At 42.7% G+C, this 18783-nt stretch carries 9 protein-coding genes, 1 tRNA gene and 1 pseudogene; 6 read left to right on the forward strand and 5 right to left on the reverse strand.

Annotated features, from left to right (window positions below; genetic code table 11):
- Positions 1-16: 16 nt before the first annotated feature.
- Both AAEY79_RS09530 and AAEY79_RS09535 read right to left on the reverse strand, forming a co-directional pair.
- On the reverse strand, positions 17-4519 hold the full coding sequence (locus AAEY79_RS09530) for a UvrD-helicase domain-containing protein (RefSeq protein ID WP_352288136.1): 4503 nt from the start codon (positions 4517-4519) through the stop codon (positions 17-19).
- 92 nt (positions 4520-4611) lie between these two features.
- Complete coding sequence (locus AAEY79_RS09535; protein WP_352288139.1) at positions 4612-9210, reverse strand: exodeoxyribonuclease V subunit gamma; 4599 nt, start codon at positions 9208-9210, stop codon at positions 4612-4614.
- A 360-nt stretch (positions 9211-9570) separates the two neighbouring features.
- On the opposite strand from AAEY79_RS09535, the gene AAEY79_RS09540 reads away from it, so the two are divergent.
- From AAEY79_RS09540 to AAEY79_RS09550, 3 genes are all read left to right on the forward strand, one after another.
- A complete protein-coding gene (locus AAEY79_RS09540) occupies positions 9571-10131 on the forward strand; it encodes a hypothetical protein (protein ID WP_173239764.1) in 561 nt (186 codons plus the stop codon).
- A 91-nt stretch (positions 10132-10222) separates the two neighbouring features.
- Positions 10223-11050, forward strand: coding sequence for a hypothetical protein (locus AAEY79_RS09545; RefSeq protein ID WP_201616607.1), 828 nt, complete (start codon positions 10223-10225; stop codon positions 11048-11050).
- Positions 11051-11123: 73 nt separating this feature from the next.
- Positions 11124-11199: transfer RNA gene (locus tag AAEY79_RS09550), tRNA-Arg, on the forward strand.
- A 242-nt stretch (positions 11200-11441) separates the two neighbouring features.
- Here AAEY79_RS09550 and AAEY79_RS09555 read toward each other — a convergent pair.
- From AAEY79_RS09555 to AAEY79_RS09565, 3 genes are all read right to left on the reverse strand, one after another.
- Positions 11442-13058 (reverse strand): NAD(P)/FAD-dependent oxidoreductase, encoded by a 1617-nt coding sequence (locus tag AAEY79_RS09555; protein WP_350587977.1) that lies wholly within the window; start codon positions 13056-13058, stop codon positions 11442-11444.
- 247 nt (positions 13059-13305) lie between these two features.
- Positions 13306-13611: a putative quinol monooxygenase gene (locus AAEY79_RS09560; protein ID WP_025652866.1), complete on the reverse strand. Its 306-nt coding sequence runs from the start codon at positions 13609-13611 to the stop codon at positions 13306-13308.
- A 65-nt stretch (positions 13612-13676) separates the two neighbouring features.
- Entirely contained in the window at positions 13677-14117 is a 441-nt protein-coding gene (locus AAEY79_RS09565; protein WP_265088730.1) for a zinc-binding dehydrogenase, read from the reverse strand.
- A gap of 750 nt (positions 14118-14867) precedes the next feature.
- Here AAEY79_RS09565 and urtA point away from each other — a divergent pair.
- The 3 genes and pseudogenes from urtA to AAEY79_RS09580 form a co-directional block, all read left to right on the forward strand.
- Positions 14868-16178, forward strand: coding sequence for an urea ABC transporter substrate-binding protein (gene urtA / locus AAEY79_RS09570; protein WP_201576477.1), 1311 nt, complete (start codon positions 14868-14870; stop codon positions 16176-16178).
- 139 nt (positions 16179-16317) lie between these two features.
- Entirely contained in the window at positions 16318-18120 is a 1803-nt protein-coding gene (gene urtB / locus AAEY79_RS09575) for an urea ABC transporter permease subunit UrtB (protein WP_352288143.1), read from the forward strand.
- Positions 18121-18130: 10 nt separating this feature from the next.
- Positions 18131-18709 (forward strand): annotated as a pseudogene (locus AAEY79_RS09580) (ABC transporter permease subunit); the annotation flags it as partial.
- Between the last annotated feature and the right edge of the window lie 74 nt (positions 18710-18783).

Raw genomic sequence — 18783 nt, forward strand, 5'->3', positions numbered from 1 at the left:
CATTACTCAAAATCTGTCAATCTGGTCTGCCAAACAACGTATCTAGTGCTTTAATAAAATCGATGGGTATATCCCAAGTGACTAATCCATAGGAGCTGTTAATCTTTAATTCGCTACCGTCCGACTTATTAGCATTTTGTGACTCATTCGAGGCGGCTTTAACGTTCGGATCATATACGCCGCGTAAAAAGACATATTCAACAGCACCCAAGTATTTATCTTCATTGCCTGCATAATTACTGATTCGCATAGCTAGGAATCGATGCAAAGCCACTTGGTAAATCGCTGCTTGTAACCAATATCCCGCCTTGGACATTGCTTGCTTGAGCGTGTTTTCATCATAATCACTTAGGCTATTTCCTAAAAAATTACTCTTGTAATCGACGACGTAATACATGCCAGCATGCTCATACACCAAGTCAATTTCACCGCGTAGATAACGATACAAATACGCTTTGTTTTGCGCAACCAGCGTGACATGTTTGTCGGTCTCATCAGGCAAATACTGCTGAAAGAGTCTAGTAATATCTTGTGCCTTAAAGTTCTCTGATAGCCCCATATTAAACTCTAATTCAGCAAATCGTTGACCTGCATCAATAGAGCGCAAAGGTTGCTTGGAGGCCAATAATGGCGCATCTAAGACCTCTTCAATCCAGTCCATCAACGCCTCATGTTTGCTAGCGTCTACTGAGTTAAGATTAAATGAATCAGTATTAACGTCATTACCTTGCTCTTGCGTCTTTGCTTGCAATCGACGGCTTTGGGTTTCAGCACTGCTATACACCAGCGGCAGCTGATAACTACTGATGGCTCTATCGATAACTTGAGACCACTGCGCTTTATTGTTGAAATCAATTTTTTCAAATATCTCATGCAAAAATGTACCGGCATTAGCGCCTTTGACAAAAGTAAAACGGATATCATCTTCTGACTTGAGATTTAGCTCACCGGCTTGTTCAAGAGAGTCGTTATTATGCAGTGATGGTACAGCCGAAATTGAAGCTTCTGGCATATCGATGTCTATCGCATCATCAATACGCTCATCCATCACCGCCATTGTCTGTGTTGATTCATCTAGCTGACGCGCCAAAGCGGTAAAGCTGGTCTTGGCCCACCCATAAAAATAGTTGGTTTTCATAACTTCTGAAAAATCATCATACTTAATAGGCTCTGTTTTAGGTCTAATCAAATTAGGCGATTCATTTTCCGTTAATGCGCCTGCTTTAGCGGTAGCACGGTTATTGTTATAGAACTCATTAACTTCATGCCCTCTGAGCATACCTATGATACCTTTGAGTCTATCAGGCAATTCAAACTTTGGCTCTTCGGAGTCAAACCAATAAAACACTGGCTTTAACTCAAACCCTGTTTTATTACTAGGATCTCGTAGCACGACATAAAGCTGCTCACTGGCCCGAGTAAATGCCACATAGCCAAGCCGCCGTATCTCATCAAAACCTTCTTGCGTCTCGATATTGGTATAGTAATCCTCGACAGTGGCAGAGCCTTGCAATGGTGAGAAACGGCGCTGATTTCCCATTGCTTGATTATCTATCGACTGCTGCACTAACGCTGAAGGCGCTTGTTGCGCGTTATACAGATACAGCCCATAGTCTTCCTTATTGCCTGACTTCCTACTGGCATCGCCCATACCTAGCACATAGACAATGGGGAACTCGAGCCCTTTTGACTTATGAATGGTCATCAGCTGCACGCCAGATTCTGTCGGTAGCGGATATTGCTTGGCCCAATCACTACTGGGCGCTGCATCTATGTGTTGTCTAAACCATGCCAATAGCTCATGCTCACCCATGCCAATACCATACTGCGCCATAATATCCATCACATGACGCAAATCCATGATATGACGATCGCCTTCTGGATGAGCAGCCAACGCTTGCCAAACGCCTTGCGGCTGCATTGGATTCTTATCTAACAAGTAATGTAGTGCCGATAATATGCCAAAGTGCTGCCAACGCTGAGCGCCTTCCTTTAGATAAGTAATAAAGTCTTGATAGCTTTTTTTATTATCAGTAGCTGCTGTATTTTTAGAATTAAAGCTATTTGAATCGGAGCTTAGCGCGGTATTGCTGCCCTCGACTATTCCTGACTCATGATCCGTCATCATGGCTTTGATAGTTTTAATACTCAGACCATACAGATGACTGGTCAACACCCGATTAATCATGTCATGACGATAGGGATATAACATGGCGCTTAGTAGTGCTGCCACATCTTCTGCCATAATCGTCTCAAAGATGCTGACATCACTGGTGGTCAAGGTCGGCACATTGAGCTTTACTAGCTCGTCTTCCACCCGTTTTAAATCTTTTTTGGCACGTGCCAGCACGCCGATATCGCTCGGCTGAATCGGTTTGCCTTTTAATGTCTGACCACTGTTAAGCAAAGTGGCTATATGGCGCGCAGTGATTTCATGCTCATCGTACTCAAGCTCTTTATCTTTGTCATAAGGTAAGTACAATAAGCTCACTGACTGAGCAGAGAGCACCTCTGTGACCAACACGTTGTCCAGCTTATCTGACTCATTAAACCAAGACAGCTGATTGTCCATTTTTTCAGCTTTGATGTGCTGGTAATAAATACCTGTGCCTAATTGAGCTAATTTATTCTCACCAGTGGTTGCATCAGCCATGCCGAACCAGCAGTTCAATGCGTTAATCACATCAGCATTTGAACGACGATTGATATCGAGTGTCCATAGGGCACTTTTATCAAACTGAGCTTTCATATAGTTATAGTTGGCCACATCGCCACCACGAAACCCATAAATGGCCTGCTTGGGGTCACCAACCAATAGCAAAAACTCCTGACTGGATTTTTTAGTGCTAGATTGTTTACGTTTGTTTTTTGGCAAATAAATACTTTCAATCATAATGGCTTGCTCGCCATTGATATCTTGCGATTCATCAATCAATGCCACAGGATAGTGGTGACGAATATAACGTGCCAGCTTCTCTCCTTGCCGACCAGTTAATGCTTGATTTAAGCGTACCATTTGCAGATTAAAGGTGGTCTCGCCGCGCTCTTCTAATATAACGGGCAGTCTGTCACGTACCGCAAGCACGATATGACGGTTAAGATTGGCTAATACCAATAAAATATGCTGATTTAAGCCGTCAACCATATCTAAGAGAGCCATTAACTTACTAATGGTCTCTAGCTCAAATAGGGTCTGATGCTCTTTTTCTTTATTTTTATTAAAATTCTTAATCTTGCCGTCTTCATTAGGATATCTGGAATCCTGCAATGCGGTAAGAATCTTGTTTTCACGTTCATTTAAATAATTGGTAAATGCCAGCTGATGTTCTATTATCTTTTGATGCACCTCAATAAGGGCATCAAATTGGTTGGTTAAGTTAGAACGCCCATTAAACCCTTGAGCTTTTCTATAATCAGGATTTAAATAAGGCTGGATATCTGCTAAATCTAGCTGAGAAAACTCCTTGATTAGCTTTTCATATGCAACAAAGTCAAAGCTTTTCTCATGTCTTATCTCATCAATAGGTGCTGAAATAAAGTTAAGCGAGCGAGTCACATACTTCTTATGATCACTAACGGCAGTCAATTTGCCTTGCTGATCCATCAATGCATACAGCTTTGGCTCCTCGTGATACAACCTGCTTTGGAACTGACGCAGCTCATCATGAATGATACTGTCAGTCACCTGCTCAATACTGCTGTCTTCAATAATACCCATGCCTTGCTGATGACCCGTCTCGCTACTATATTCCGTCAGCCATTTTTGCGCCAAGCTATCGAGCGTACCTACGAATAGCTTATCCAACGTCGTTAGCACCAGCGCGGTACGCCTAATAGCTTCTGTCATTGGATAGCTGTAGACATGATCCAATAAATAACCAATTAAATGCAGGTTAATAGGATCTTTCATGATGCCATCTAAGCGCGCATATTTTGCCTGATTGACTAGCCAATCTTCACGATATTTTTTTGCTTGTTTACGTTTATCAGCGGTAGCTTGCTTATCAGTAGCAAGGTCTTGATTTAGCTGGTCAGTTTTCTCTGCCTCAGCGTTTGAGGCAGCACTTGAGTTATCTGCTTGTCTATCCTTATCACTCTCAGGCATGACTTGTAATATGTTCGGGTATAAACTCTCTTTATTATTAGTATCAGCACTTAGGCTATTGACCCATTGTAATAATTGATAAAAATCTACCAAACGGTCATGAATACGCTGACGCATTTCAGCTGCGGCAGCGCGAGTAAAGGTCGTGGCGATGATTTGCTCTGGCGCACGCCGCGCTTCAATCAGCAGACGCAGCACGATACCAGTTAATGTCCACGTTTTGCCAGTACCAGCTGAGGCTTCAATTAAATGCTTGCCTGTTAGAGCAACATCAACTGCTGGTATTACATCCGCTTTTTGATCAGATATAGGATTGGCGTGAGGCAGCTCATCCGAGTACTCATCGAATAAATGTGGTTGCGTAGACTGTGTAGAAAGGTCACTGATACTGGTTGGGTCGGTAAAGTCTGTCATAAGGGCGGATACTTTTAATTATTATCTATTAGAGCAAGAGAGCAAAAATTAATGATTCTAAATGACTAGAATGAATTGAAGACACGCTCTAATTAGCCGTCTAAGTCAATTAACGCGGTAAACATTGGCTCATACAATGGTCGTGCCAAGGTAGTCAACGCTGCTGATAATGCTTTGAACGCATCTTGATCACGCAGTACGTACTGCCAAATGGCATGCTGAGAGCACGTATCGTATACCGTGTTTGCTTGATAGTTAGGTCTTAGCCAATCTGAGAAGTCGGCACGTTTTGGCCAATAGTTGCCGGCTTCACTTGCTTCAAACTTTAGGTACTTATCAAGGTAATTGAGTGCATATTCTGGCAATAACGTAATGGGTACTTGACCGACTAGCTTGCCAAAAATCGCCCATTTCATCAGCTCTATCACAGCATTTTCATAAACAACGGGACTTAGTTTAAAGGCGATTATTTTGTCATATTTTTTGACTTGCGAGCTAGGCTTATTAAAGCGCCAAATACTCACACCATCATTTAGAGCCACTTGCTCAGCAGTGGTACGTCTGGCCACCTGCCAATACAAGTGCGATAACCAAAATTTGAGTAAATGCCTAGGGCTAGCAGAGTTGGGCAGTATATTTAACCATTGCTTGGGTGATTGCTCAGCATAGGTCTTACCTGCCTGCAGATGTGTGTGGCGGGCATGCGCATCTGGCGGCACTGATGATGGTGGTAATGATACTGATGCTAATATTGGCACCGAGCCTTTTATCTTAATAATCTTCGGCAACAGCTTGAGCAGTGTTTCCATACCCTCTATATCTGTCTGGTTGCTTGATTCGCTATTGGTGCTATTCAACAGTTTTGCCAACTCTATCTGAACAGGGTGTTCGGTGATTGGTGTCAGTAGCTGTAATAATGTAGCGCTATCTGCTCCACCTTCGTTAATAATACTACTCTCATCAAAGCCATCAGCCATTAACTGCTCTTTGAACTCTAGACATTGCTGTTGCAGCTTTTGTTGTTGATTGGGTAGCGTGGTTTGACGAGCCACACCAGCTGGCATGATTTTTTGGTACATTAAGGTTTGATTAGCGCTGTCATCAGTCGTATTGGCAATAGTATTATCGGTCGCTAGCTCTTTAATCAAATGCGCTTTAATTTGATAGGTCGTCAAGCTGTCTAAAAATAGCGGCTCTTGCTGCGACAGCGCTTCTTCACCTTGCACCACATGCACCTTTTGAGTACGCAAAAACGCTTTGGCAGGATGGCGCACTTGGTACGCTAATACTCCTTCAACGTCTATCTCTCCAATATTAAATATGCTATCAGATACCGCTTGGGTAAGCGCTTCCGTCATGCTACCGACATCGCTAGCATCAACAACTGTATCTAGCGCTAGTATTTCAGCCAATGCAGACAAGGTTTGATTGTCTACTCGACCTAACTGACCCAAGCCTTGACCAAGTATCTTAGCGATTGACTCATATTGTGATTTTGTGGGTAAGCTCACCAGTTGCGCATGCTCACTAGATACTCGCCCTTTTAAAGTATGAAACACTGACTGCCAAAGCGGCGCAGGCGGAAACTGCTTTTTTTGCGCCAGTTTGGTTTTGCGCATGGCTTTATTTAATAAAGTATCCAGCTCATCAATCATATCGACAGGGCTGGAATCCTGAGCATTGACGTTGGCATTGTTATTGCCATCAATATCAGGAGACGCTTGCTCAAAAATATCATTGCTTTCAATTTCTGTTTCAAACAGACTCTCATGAAAAGGCAGTGCAGGATGCTCAGTCACTAGCCATTGCTTAATCAATTTAGGCAAATAGCGCTTGAGAGTCTCGGTGGTAGGATCAATACTCTCTGATAATGTTGCTAAGTCTTCAAGCGAGTTCACCTGCCACTGTACTTCACCTTGCAAGAACTGTAGCAATTCGCTCACTGGGTTGGCTGGCAGGTGCTCATGAGTGTCCGTCAGACTTTGACCGTTGTAAAACATCCAGCAAGCACTACGCGCACACAGCAGCGCATCTAAAAATGCACCATTGTCATCGTCTTCGCTGACTCTGTCACCGCGACGTGAATTGGTCGCTTTCATCAAATCATAGCGGTTATCACGATCACGCGCAGGAAACTCAGAGAGATCCATATTGAGCATCACCACCAACTCAAACGGCACGTTTCTTAGCGCACCAAACCGACCAAAAGTAATCACCCCAGTCGGCTCCGCACTGACCTGCTGGCTTTCAAGCTCGTTTTCAATACTGTCTAGCATAAAGCTCAGCTTTAGTGGCAACTGCTCCACACCTGCCAGCTTTTGCTCTACTTCTCTATTGTCGCTATCGCTACTGGCGTACTGTCTATAGTGACGATTGGCTCGCAAGCTAGATTTAAAGCCGTTCATCGCGTTGTAGATAGCACGCATGGTACGCGTTTGATCCACATCGCCAAAGTAGCGATGTATCACTTGTCTCTCAATCTGATCGAGCCAATCTTCCGCTTTCATTTTTTGTGTATGGTCATTGCGTCGTGCGACCAAGCCAGTATAAATGCGGCAAAGCGCTTCAACGATCAACGCATCATTTAGGCTCACTTGCGGCAATGGCAAGGTCATTTCTGGTAATGCAGTACTTGGCCATTCATCTTCATTTAAAGGGTATAAACAATCGCTCAACTCAGCCTCTGGCATCACTAAGCCTAATGTTAATCTGTCTAACGCTTGCGCAAAGCTAAAGCGGTAGTCGTAATCATTGCTATCCAAAGTTTGCTTAAGATGCCGCTCATCAAACCCGCGGATAAAGCCTGCCTCTACCAACAAATCACAGCCACGGCTCATCTGCTCATGAGTCAGCCCAAAACTTTCAAACAAAGGTGGCAGCATCAACCAATCTAAGACTTCAGCCGCTTCAAAACGGGCACTATGGCTGCCTAATAATTTATAAAAACCAATAATCGCGTCCCATAGCTGCCGAATATCAGCATCGACAACACCAGTGACTTTAGCAGGTAAGGTCAAACCATCTTGACCTCTGCCATTGACAAAGATAGAGCCAATCAGCGCATGATGACGCTCAACATCGGGTAGTAACACCACAATGTCAGATATATGGCGTTTTTTCTCACTCGCTTTGATAGGTTCATTTAACCAGCGCCCAATCATGATACGCAACACTTCAAGCTGGCGCTGCAAACTATGGCACGAATGAACGCTTAGGCTATTATCTTGCGAAGAGATTGCCCAAAAACGATTCTTCTCAAAACGCTTATTCTCCAAAGCCTCATCGTCATACCAAGCCGTCTCTTGTTTATCTCCATCAAGGCTCGACGCTATTTGCTGACTCACTGCTTGCGAGACTGTAGCGGCCGTTGCTTGTTGGGTCGATTGCTCATCAAGCATTAAAACGTCATTTTGCAAACGTCTTAATAAGCTTGGACTATTTTGCGTAGCTTGAGAACTGTTAGCCTCCTCATAGGCTCTGTCATCAACACTAGTCCCAAACTCATCATTCCAATCATTATCTAAACCATCATCGCTAATATCGCCAACATCGAAGCTATCTTGCCACTCTACTATTTCTTCTTGGTACTGCTCATTGCCCGACAAATTAGCAAGCATGGCAAAGGTATCGCGCGACTGCTTGCCCAAACGCGACAGTAAACTGTGACCATAATCCCGTAAAAACACACTTTCAGGGTTGATAATTTGTTGACGCTGTAACCAAGATTTATCAACGATATCGGCCCAAAACAGCTTTGATGGGTTGTAATGCAATAGCGTGATATTCATGTACTTCGATAAACGCTGCAAAAAATCTAGCTCGGTCTGTGGCAGTTGCTGAATGGTAAAAATGCGCAGTACTTTGGGCAACTGAGCGCGCTCATCCGCGGTGTTAGCTGCTAAAGCCGACCAGAAGACATCCTCAAGTGCCACACGGTGTAGATGAACATCAGCAAATAAATGCGACCATAAGAAGCGCTGAGCAGCTTCCAACTCAACATAATGCTCAACCAACCATTCAGGCGTGCCACGCGCATATTTATCAAAGCGTAGTGACAATGCATCTTTATCCGCTATTAATTCATCCACATTCAGAGGTTTGTTATACGACCATAGCGCCAACCAATCCTCACGATGGGTTAAGTAGCGGTTAAACACTCTTGCCAAATCACTTGCCAGCTGCCAGATACGGGCGTCTTGTTGCGCCTTGTCTTTTGTCATGTTCTGTTTTAAATTGTCTTGTCCTAAATTACCTTGTTGAGCACCTTCATGCGGCTCATCAATCAAAGACGCTAATAATGGGTTAACCGGATGCTTTTCATCGGCAACAATCACCTCTTGGTAATAGGTTAAATAGCCAAACAAGCGCCATTGCATCACTGTGGGCGACAGCACCGCCACTTCTGGTACATTCAAGGTTGCCGCTTCAGGATTTTGAGCCAATAAATACGTATTATGACGGGTTAACACATCCTGCATGAGTGTCCACTGATACTGACCCCAAAACTTAGTACGCACCAACGTGCTAATTCCAGCACGGCTAGCAATGGTTTTGTCCAACCAATCGCCCAATACCATTGAAGGCACAATGACAATAAAAGGCTCAAAAACAGGCTGATCCTTAGACTGATATTGCACAAGCAGTTGATCAACGAGGTTTTCGGTACGGTGTGACTGAATTATTTTAAACATAGAAGGGCAATCTGATTGAAGTGATAAAAGAATAAGGGGGTTAATAGATAACATAGGGTTAAAATAGCGCACCAACGTTAATGATAAAAGCTTTGAGTACAATAACAATGCCACAAACGATACTCATCAATCCATGTTTGGCAGTCGTTACTGAGTAATATTTCTGCTAGCATAATCATAGTAAATCCATTGACAGTAGTTATAATTAATAGCTGATATAACCACCAATCGCATCACCCGATTAGTGTGCCACTGTTCCCAGTGGTTTACCAGTTTATAAACCAAGGATGACATAGCCTACGACAACGGATGTCGCTGATTTTTTAAATGAGCTTCTTAACGACGAGACAACTTAATCTTATGCCCCTGCGCCCTATCGATGCCCTCTTTATCCACCTTGAACGACGTGTCTATGTAGTCTACTATCGAGGGGAATTATGGCAATTGCCTCGTATGAAAATTGATGAGCTATCGTGGCAGCGTAGGCAACCTTATCAAGGTTCCCCCGATGCCTTGTATCTAAGTCGTCATCAAGCTATCCAAGATCCAGTGTTGGCACAAAAGCTGCGAACACTAAACTTGCCTATGGCAGTACGCGGCATTACACTACCACGCTTCGAAGCATGGTGGGAGAGCCACGGTTTTGACTGGTTAAAAGACCAATTAACAATAGGTGAATCCCCATTAGCCGCGCATACTACGACAAGCACGACTACAAATAGCGAAACCAGATCTATTGCGCCGCAAGACAGTACATCAACCTCAGCCAATAATGATAATAGCGCTGAGCAGAACAGCGGTACGCAAACTCAAGAATCTAAAAAAGTAAGTAAGCAAAACGATAGCATTCAAGCAACAGAAAAAACGGATGTTTTCGCTGAAATGCTAGCGGATTTGGTCGAGGAAGTATTGTATAAATAGCTTAGTTTTTAGCAGCAATGTTAGCCGAAAAGTTATGTGCTATAGGTCATTTAAGCCTAAATCAAATACACCAAAATAAGAACGATAATCTATGAAAGACTATAAACTGCTATTGGCTGGCCTGCTTTTGCTACTGCTGATGATACTCATCGCCGTTTTTACTTGGTTGTGGAGTAGCAACCGTAAAAACATGGATCCACTGCCTATTTTGGCAAGCGAGAGTGAGACGATAGCAGAAGGCACTGATGAGGATGCAGATACTAGCGCTGATCGTACCTTATATTTGCAAATAGAAGACAGTCTACAAATACCATTAGACCATGTGATCACAAGTTTCGAATCCCGCTATCCTCATGTGCAAGTTTTCACAAATTATGTCAATTCTACAGCACTATTAACTTTGCCAAATAACAATCATAATGGCAATGAGAGTGCGCCTGTTGTCACTCATGCCGACATAATTATTGCTGATAATATCTTACCAAGCGAGCACCTACTACCCTTACAAACCAAGCTTAAAGATGCTCAAGACAAGCGCAATCAGAGCAATATTGATACTGATAATGCCAATCAAGATAGTGATGCTAGCCTGAATGTAAGTGATCTGTTTAGCGAAGCAGACATTGCTACAAATACATCAGACAATGCCGAAGCGCGTCGTCTGAGTTCTTTTAGCTATGCCTTGAAAGATGAGCATGCGCTTGATGGTGTTACCCTGACGCATAATACTGTGGCGATTAATTTTCGTAACTTTTTGCTCTCAAGTACGGGGCAAGACATATTAAAAAAATATGATTATTACAATATCGAAGGTTATAAAAACAGTGTTGACGATTTATTTAGGCCTACCTCACAAGCCAAAAAACCATTAGGCGACAATGGAGAAGATGTCGCTGATGCACTTAGTAATGGCGAGTAAGGATAAATTGCTTCTATTTATCTTTTGTTGATTGCTTTTATGCCTACTTTTTTCTACAATGTCCCTCCATAATGCGCCTATAGCTCAACAGGATAGAGCAGTTGCCTCCTAAGCGATCGATCCGAGTTCGAGTCTTGGTGGGCGCACCAACAAACATTCTTATAAGCAATCATAGAACTCCATAGCCTATACGCTCTGGGGTTTTTAATGTCTTAATATATCACAACATAACATTGCATAACTTACGATGCATTTTCATACAGCATACCTTCAAAGCAAAAAAAAGCCTTTCAAGCTTTATATTTTATAGCTTGAAAGGCTTTACCGATCACATGTCTTTATCTAAGTAAGCGTTTTAATATTGGGGTTTGCTTACAATTTACAGCCGCTCTTACTCTATGTTCAACATCGATTTTGCCACAGCTTCAGCCACTTTAATACCATCAATCCCTGCTGATAATATGCCACCTGCGTAGCCAGCGCCTTCGCCTGCAGGGAATAATCCTTTGGTATTAATGCTTTGGAATTCTTTATTGCGTTTAATGCTGATTGGTGACGATGTTCTGGTTTCTACGCCAGTGAGTAAACCGTCGTCAGATGAAAATCCTTTAATTTTTTTATTAAATGCTGGAATGGCTTCACGTATGGCATCCACCGCAAAGTCAGGTAACGCTTTGCTTAAGTCAGTTAAGGTAATACCCGGTGTGTAAGAGGGTTTTACATCGCCTAATTCTGAGTCTGGCTTTCCTTTTAAGAAATCACCAATGGTTTGCGCTGGTGCACTGTAGTCTTTGCCGCCCAATTCAAACGCTAAGGTTTCTAGTTGTCTTTGTAAATCGATACCAGCAAGAGGGTGATTTGGGTAATCTCGCTCTGGGTCAATGCCGACAACAATAGCACTGTTGGCGTTACGCTCGTTTCTTGAATATTGGCTCATGCCGTTAGTGACAACACGGCCTTCTTCTGATGCGGCGGCAACAACGGTTCCGCCTGGACACATACAGAAGCTATAAACAGAACGACCATTTTTACAATGATGAACCAGTTTGTAATCCGCAGCGCCGAGTATTTCGTTTCCAGCATTGTCACCAAAGCGTGCTTTGTCTATGGCCGACTGCTTATGTTCTATTCTAAAGCCAATTGAGAAAGGTTTTGCTTCAACATACACGCCTTTATCATGGATCATTTCAAAAGTATCTCGGGCGCTATGACCAACAGCAAGAATGACATGATTGGTTTTTAAGATCTCGCCACTATTAAGTGTCACGCCTGTTACTTTTGAATCAGTGATATGCAAGTCGTCTACGCGAGTAGCAAAACGGACTTCACCACCGAGCGCTATGATCTCGGCACGCATTTTTTCTACCATAGTGACTAACTTATAAGTACCTATGTGCGGTTTACTAACAAATAAAATCTCATCTGGTGCGCCCGCTTTTACGAATTCTGTCATGACTTTACGGCCGTAATGATTTGGATCTTTCACTTGGCTATATAATTTGCCGTCAGAAAAGGTGCCTGCTCCACCTTCACCAAATTGTACGTTTGATTCTGTGTTTAATTTACGCTGACGCCAAAAGCCAAAAGTGTCTTTGGTGCGTTGTCTTACTTCATTACCGCGTTCAATGATAATAGGTTTGAAACCCATTTGGGCAAGAGTAAGTCCAGCCATTAATCCACACGGACCAAAACCAATAATAACCGGACGCTCAGTTAAATTCTCTGGCGCTTCACCTACATATTTGTAGCTGGTATCTGGTGTTGCTTTAACATGGTTGTCTGACTCAAATTGAACCAGTAAATCATTGGCTAACTCCGAGTCGGTCAGTGTGATGTCTAACGTATAAATTAATTGGATATTTCTTTTATTACGAGCATCATAACCACGTTTAAACATCACAAATGACGCCATTTGCTCAGCAGAAATTTTAAGTTTTGTCGTTATAGCAGTCGTTAGATCTTCAGGTGCATGATTTAACGGCAATTTAATTTCAGTTAAACGTATCATTGGTTACTCATAAACTAGTGTAGAAAACAGTCTCGCATTTTACTGGTACTGATACAAATAAGCGAATAAATATTTTACTTAGGCAGGGTAAATTTACGGATTTGTACTGTAGTTTGAAAATGTTTTATGTTGTAGTTCGCTTAGCCATGTATAAGTCAATCTCATGATTTTGCTCTATCAGATTCGAATGTAATCGAACAAAACCATGGATTTTGAGTAGCGTCTAAAAACTTAAAATTAGCTACATTTATGAAATCGCCGTCATCTCAGTAATGATAAACTCATCGACCATCCCATCTGTCACTTTTACATAATTTTGGAAATGCGGACTTTGTACATGCTGCTGCAACGACTCGTTGTTTTCCCAAATCTCATAAACGATGAAACCAGTCATATTCGCATTATCTTGATGCAAGATATATTGAATACAACCTTGATCCGCTTGTGATGCTGCGGTTAGTGTCAGCAGCTCAGATTTGACCTGCTCGGCATGCTCAGGTTTAGCTTTAATAGTGGCAACGATAGTCAGTGGTTTGTTTGCTTGTGTGTTCATAAATGCTTCCTATGTTCAAATATTGGGATTGTTTTAGACGGTATAAAACATTTGTTTTTAAGAACTTATACAGGCCAGCCTTCTAGTACAACCTTACCATATGCTTGGCTGTTTTCTAACATTTGATGCGTGTCTCGTAAGTGCTCAGCCGTTATCGTACCAATATGATGGGCGATGGTGGTTTTAATCTCGCCAGCATCAATTATTTTTGCTACATCTATCAATAAACGATGCTGTTTAATCATGTCAGGCGTTTGGAATATTGAGCGGGTAAACATGAATTCCCAATGTAAACTTAAGCTTTTCATTTTAAGCGGTATGACGTCCAGTGTGACTGGATCATCAATAAGTCCAAGCTTTCCTTGTGGCTTTAAGCACTTAATAATCTCTTCATAATGCTTTTCCGTATTATTAAGACTGACAACGTAATCTACTTCAGTAATGCCAGTCTTTTGCAGCTCATCATATAAAGGATTACGGTAATTAATCACATGATCCGCGCCCAAGTCTTTAAGCCATTATACGCTCTCATCTCTTTAAGCTGTACTGATAATAGTTGCGTCAATATTGAGCCCACGCCGCTTGCTGCACCAACGACCAGTACCGATACATTATTTTCATAAGCACTTAGGATTTACCTATTTTCATAGAAATGGCACGGATGAACACTTTATCTGCCTATGCCTATGCCTATGCCTGTCATGTGGATCTCTGTCCAGCGATCATGATTGCCTCTATTAAATACTTGTAGAACAATATTAATACTTTATTTTTTATTCGATCAATATATAAACTGCGCCTAATCAGTAAGGCTGAGCAGTGTTTTCAGCACTGTAAAGAGGCAGTCGGTATTTTGGATAGAGTCACTTTATCTACATACGCTGGCGGGCTTGTTGGGTATTGACTAAAGGTGAAATATTCCAAGTTAATGCCTATAGGATTGATAGCATAAGTCTCATCCGTTCACACTTTTTAAACTTAATAGCACATTACTTTCCCTCTAATCGTTTTTTATGCACAGCTTTGGTTCTCTAAACCAGACGCTTATGGTGCAAAAAAGAACCATATCCTCTAATTAAGAACGATTTTGGTGCAAATTATTATACTTTAGGTTGGCACAAATATTGAGGTATTAATAGTAGTTAGGAATGGGCTGTTCATTCAGCCTAACCAAGCTGCTACTTTATCTTTTGGAGAAATATATGTCTTTGTTGCCCACTCTTATCACTGTTACTCCTATCAATACAAACTATCGTATCGATTCAAAATTGACATCACGTTTATCTGTATTAGCAGTCGCCATTATAGGAAGTTTAAGCCTGATTGGTTGTCAAAAACCTGCTGAAACCAATACTGAAACCAACTCTACAGCAACAAAAACTGAAACAACTGCGACTTCTGCTACCCCTGCGGCAAATGGCGATACGATCAAAGTGGGTATCTTACATTCTTTGTCTGGAACGATGGCCATCTCTGAAACGTCATTAAAAGATACTGCCCTCATGACCATTGATGAAATAAATGCCAATGGCGGCGTGTTAGGTAAGCAGCTAGAGCCCGTCGTTGTAGATCCCGCTTCTGATTGGCCGTTATTCGCTGAAAAAGCTCGTCAGCTATTAACCCAAGACAAAGTTGATGTGATATTTGGTGGCTGGACATCGGTGTCACGTAAGTCAGTGCTGCCTGTCGTTGAAGAGTTAAATGGCCTCATGTTCTACCCTGTGCAGTACGAGGGTCAAGAGCAGTCAGAAAACATTTTTTACACTGGTGCGGCTCCCAACCAGCAAGCCATTCCTGCCGTTGAATACTTAATGAGTCCAGAGGGCGGTAGTGCAGAACGCTTTGTACTGCTTGGGACAGATTATGTCTACCCCCGTACTACCAATCAGATTTTACGGGCTTTCTTAAAGTCTAAAGGCGTCGCTGAAAAAGACATCATGGAAGAATATACTCCATTTGGCTTTAGCAACTATCAGACTATCGTTAGCAATATTAAAAGCTTCTCTACCGGTAAAAAGACGGCAGTTATCTCTACCATTAATGGCGACTCAAACGTGCCATTTTATCGTGAGCTTGCCAACCAAGGTATTAAAGCCTCTGACATTCCAGTCATGGCATTCTCAGTAGGAGAAGAAGAGCTTCGTGGTATCGATACCAGCTTGTTACAAGGGCATTTAGCGTCATGGAATTATTTTATGTCGGTTAAGAATCCCGTTAACAGCGCCTTCACCAAAAAGTATAAGAAATATGCGCTAGATCATAAGCTACCGAATGCTGAAAAGGTTGTGACCAATGATCCTATGGAAGCCACTTACGTCGGTATCAATATGTGGAAACAAGCGGTTGAAAAAGCGGGTACTACTGATGTCGATAAAGTGCGTATTAGTATGGGAGGTCAGACTTTTGACGCGCCATCAGGATATACCTTGAAAATGGATGAAGAAAATCATCACTTATGGAAGCCTGTCATGATCGGTCAAATCCGTGCCGATGGTCAGTTCGATGTGATCAGCAAAACGCCAAAAGTCATTCGTGCTGAGCCATGGAGTCAGTACATTCCTAAATAAGGTTGTGGTCACCCAAGCCTTAGCCCCTAATCCTTAGTCCCTTAATGGTATCAATACCAGCAACCCTTTAGCACCTCTACTGATAAAACATTTTTTTAGTAGAGGTTAGAGGAGTGTTGACTGTAAAAAAGGAGCCATCATGTCACGTTATTATTCCTATTCTAAAAGTGACGCGCCAGCCAATTATTCTAATAAGACTTTTATCATTACCCTATTATCTTTAGCACTATTACTGATCACTACCACATCGTCTGTTTATGCTCACGAGACGCTAATAGCACACAGTCATGACGAGGCAGTATCTACTAATACGGTGGCTGCGACATCCAATGCTGTTAATGATAAGACTTTGCTTGCTCAAGACGATAGCTTGCTTGCTCAAAACGAGAAGTCTCTAACTACGCCAGCTGATCTGACGATAAGTAAAGAGGATGCTATTGAACAATTTGTCGCCGCAGACTTTGGCAAGCGCCAAACCATGCTCAATCAGTGGCCAGGGTCAGTTGAGAGTCTAGATACTTTGATTGAGCTGATAAAAAACGATGAGTTATATCAAGGCAATGACGGTCAGACGTATCTCTTAAATAGCGAAGATGAGCTATTTACTTACCCTGCTAAGCAGCTAACCACCGAATGGCCCAGCGACTTGGCGCAAGTGACTTTGACCAATGCTCTGCGCTCAGCTTTGGTGTTTGGACAAGCCAAAGTTAAGCTTGAATCAGACGATCCTAAGCAACGTATGCAGGCAGTAGTCATCTTAGCGGACAATATCGAGCAGCTAGATCCAGCGCTCATAAGTACTGCTGCCACTAATGAGCAAGATGTCGACGTCAAAACGGCGTTGAGCACTTTACAAGCGAGGATTGATTTTAGAGATGGCGACGTCGCTAAGCAAATTGTCGCGCTTACCGTGCTTGCCGATAGTGATAGCCCGCAAGTCTTAGTCGATGTCAAACGGGCATTGGCGGCGGACGATATCGATCCTGTGCTCAAATCTGCCCTGTTAGACGCTGAGACGAGTATCGAGCGACGTATTACTATCAGTACTTGGATAGGACATCTCTTTACTGGTATGAGTACCGCCAGTATCTTGTTATTAGCAGCACTTGGTCTTGCTATTACCTTTGGGCTACTGGGTGTCATCAATATGGCGCACGGTGAGCTGATTATGATTGGTGCTTACGCCACTTATATGGTGCAAAATTTATTTCAAGCGTATTTTCCCGGTATGGCAGGTTGGTATCTGGTTGCCGCTATACCCGTTGCTTTTTTAGTCAGTGCCATTATCGGCATGATTATCGAACGAATCGTTATTCGACCGCTTTATGGACGGGAGCTTGAAACCTTACTGGCAACCTTCGGTGTCAGTCTGATTCTTATGCAGTTGGTAAGGATGATATTTGGCGCGCAAAACGTTGAAGTCAGCAATGTTGACTGGTTAAGCGGTGCCTATCAAGTGTCCTCTAGCCTTGTACTCCCCTTCAACCGTATCGCTATTATCGGCTTTACGATCATTATTCTTATGCTACTAGTGTACTTACTTAAAAAGACTCGTTTCGGGCTATTTGTGCGCGCTGTGACGCAAAACCGGCAAATGGCGCGCGCGGTTGGTATCTCATCTGCCCGTATCGATATGTTGGCTTTTGGACTTGGCTCGGGTCTCGCAGGTCTCGCTGGCTGTGCGTTAGCGCAAGTAGGTAACGTCGGACCTGATCTTGGTCAGACTTATATTATTGATGCGTTTTTAGTCGTCGTGGTTGGCGGTGTTGGACAAGTATGGGGTGCAGTATTGGCATCTTTAGGTCTTGGCGTCAGTGGTACGGTGCTTGAGATTGGCATTGGTGCTGTGATGGCTAAGATTGTGTTACTGGTTCTTGTGATTTTGTTTATTCAAAAACGTCCACAAGGTTTATTTGCCCTCAAAGGCCGTTTTGTGGATTAAGGAGAACCTAATGCGTTTGACTCAATTATTATCTGATTCCCCACGTAATGCCATTTTGATTGGTTTATGTTTTTTGGTGTTACTGATATTGCCTTGGCTCCATCTACTACCTGAAACCTCTAGTTTTCATTTGTCTGCTTACTGGATAACGCTCATCGGTAAAATAATGGCACTGGCTATGGTAGCACTGGCGCTAGATCTCGTCTGGGGCTACGCTGGCATTCTAAGCTTAGGACATGGTCTTTATTTTGCTTTGGGCGGTTATGCCTTTGGTATGTACTTGACGCGTGAAACGGCTGGCGCTGGTATCCCAGACTTTATGCGCTTCTTAAGTTGGACCGAATTGCCGTGGTATTGGGCAGGCACTCAACACTTTTGGTGGGCGATGGCTCTAGTGGTGTTAGTTCCCGGTTTGGTTGCTTTTATCTTTGGTTATTTTGCTTTTCGCTCAAAAATCAAAGGTGTTTATTTTTCGATTATCACTCAAGCCATGACCTACGCTGCCGCCTTATTATTCTTCCGTAATGAGACAGGCTTCGGTGGTAACAATGGCTTCACAGGTTTTACCACGCTATTAGGCTATGACATGTAGTGGTCAACTAATTTAGGACACCTGATAAGAGGTTTTGATTAAAGTAACGTCTTTCTGTTTCAGCTGGTGTT

Source organism: Psychrobacter sp. GW64-MNA-CIBAN-0177 (assembly GCF_040309585.1).
Lineage (GTDB): Bacteria > Pseudomonadota > Gammaproteobacteria > Pseudomonadales > Moraxellaceae > Psychrobacter > Psychrobacter okhotskensis.

Bases quoted from the DNA above. Each gene is read 5' to 3' on its own strand.
- AAEY79_RS09540 (WP_173239764.1), top strand. From the start codon at position 9,571: ATGCCCCTGCGCCCTATCGATGCCCTCTTTATCCACCTTGAACGACGT.
- AAEY79_RS09530 (WP_352288136.1), bottom strand. From the start codon at position 4,519: ATGACAGACTTTACCGACCCAACCAGTATCAGTGACCTTTCTACACAG.
- AAEY79_RS09535 (WP_352288139.1), bottom strand. From the start codon at position 9,210: ATGTTTAAAATAATTCAGTCACACCGTACCGAAAACCTCGTTGATCAA.
- urtB (WP_352288143.1), top strand. From the start codon at position 16,318: ATGTCACGTTATTATTCCTATTCTAAAAGTGACGCGCCAGCCAATTAT.
- AAEY79_RS09545 (WP_201616607.1), top strand. From the start codon at position 10,223: ATGAAAGACTATAAACTGCTATTGGCTGGCCTGCTTTTGCTACTGCTG.
- AAEY79_RS09560 (WP_025652866.1), bottom strand. From the start codon at position 13,611: ATGAACACACAAGCAAACAAACCACTGACTATCGTTGCCACTATTAAA.
- AAEY79_RS09555 (WP_350587977.1), bottom strand. From the start codon at position 13,058: ATGATACGTTTAACTGAAATTAAATTGCCGTTAAATCATGCACCTGAA.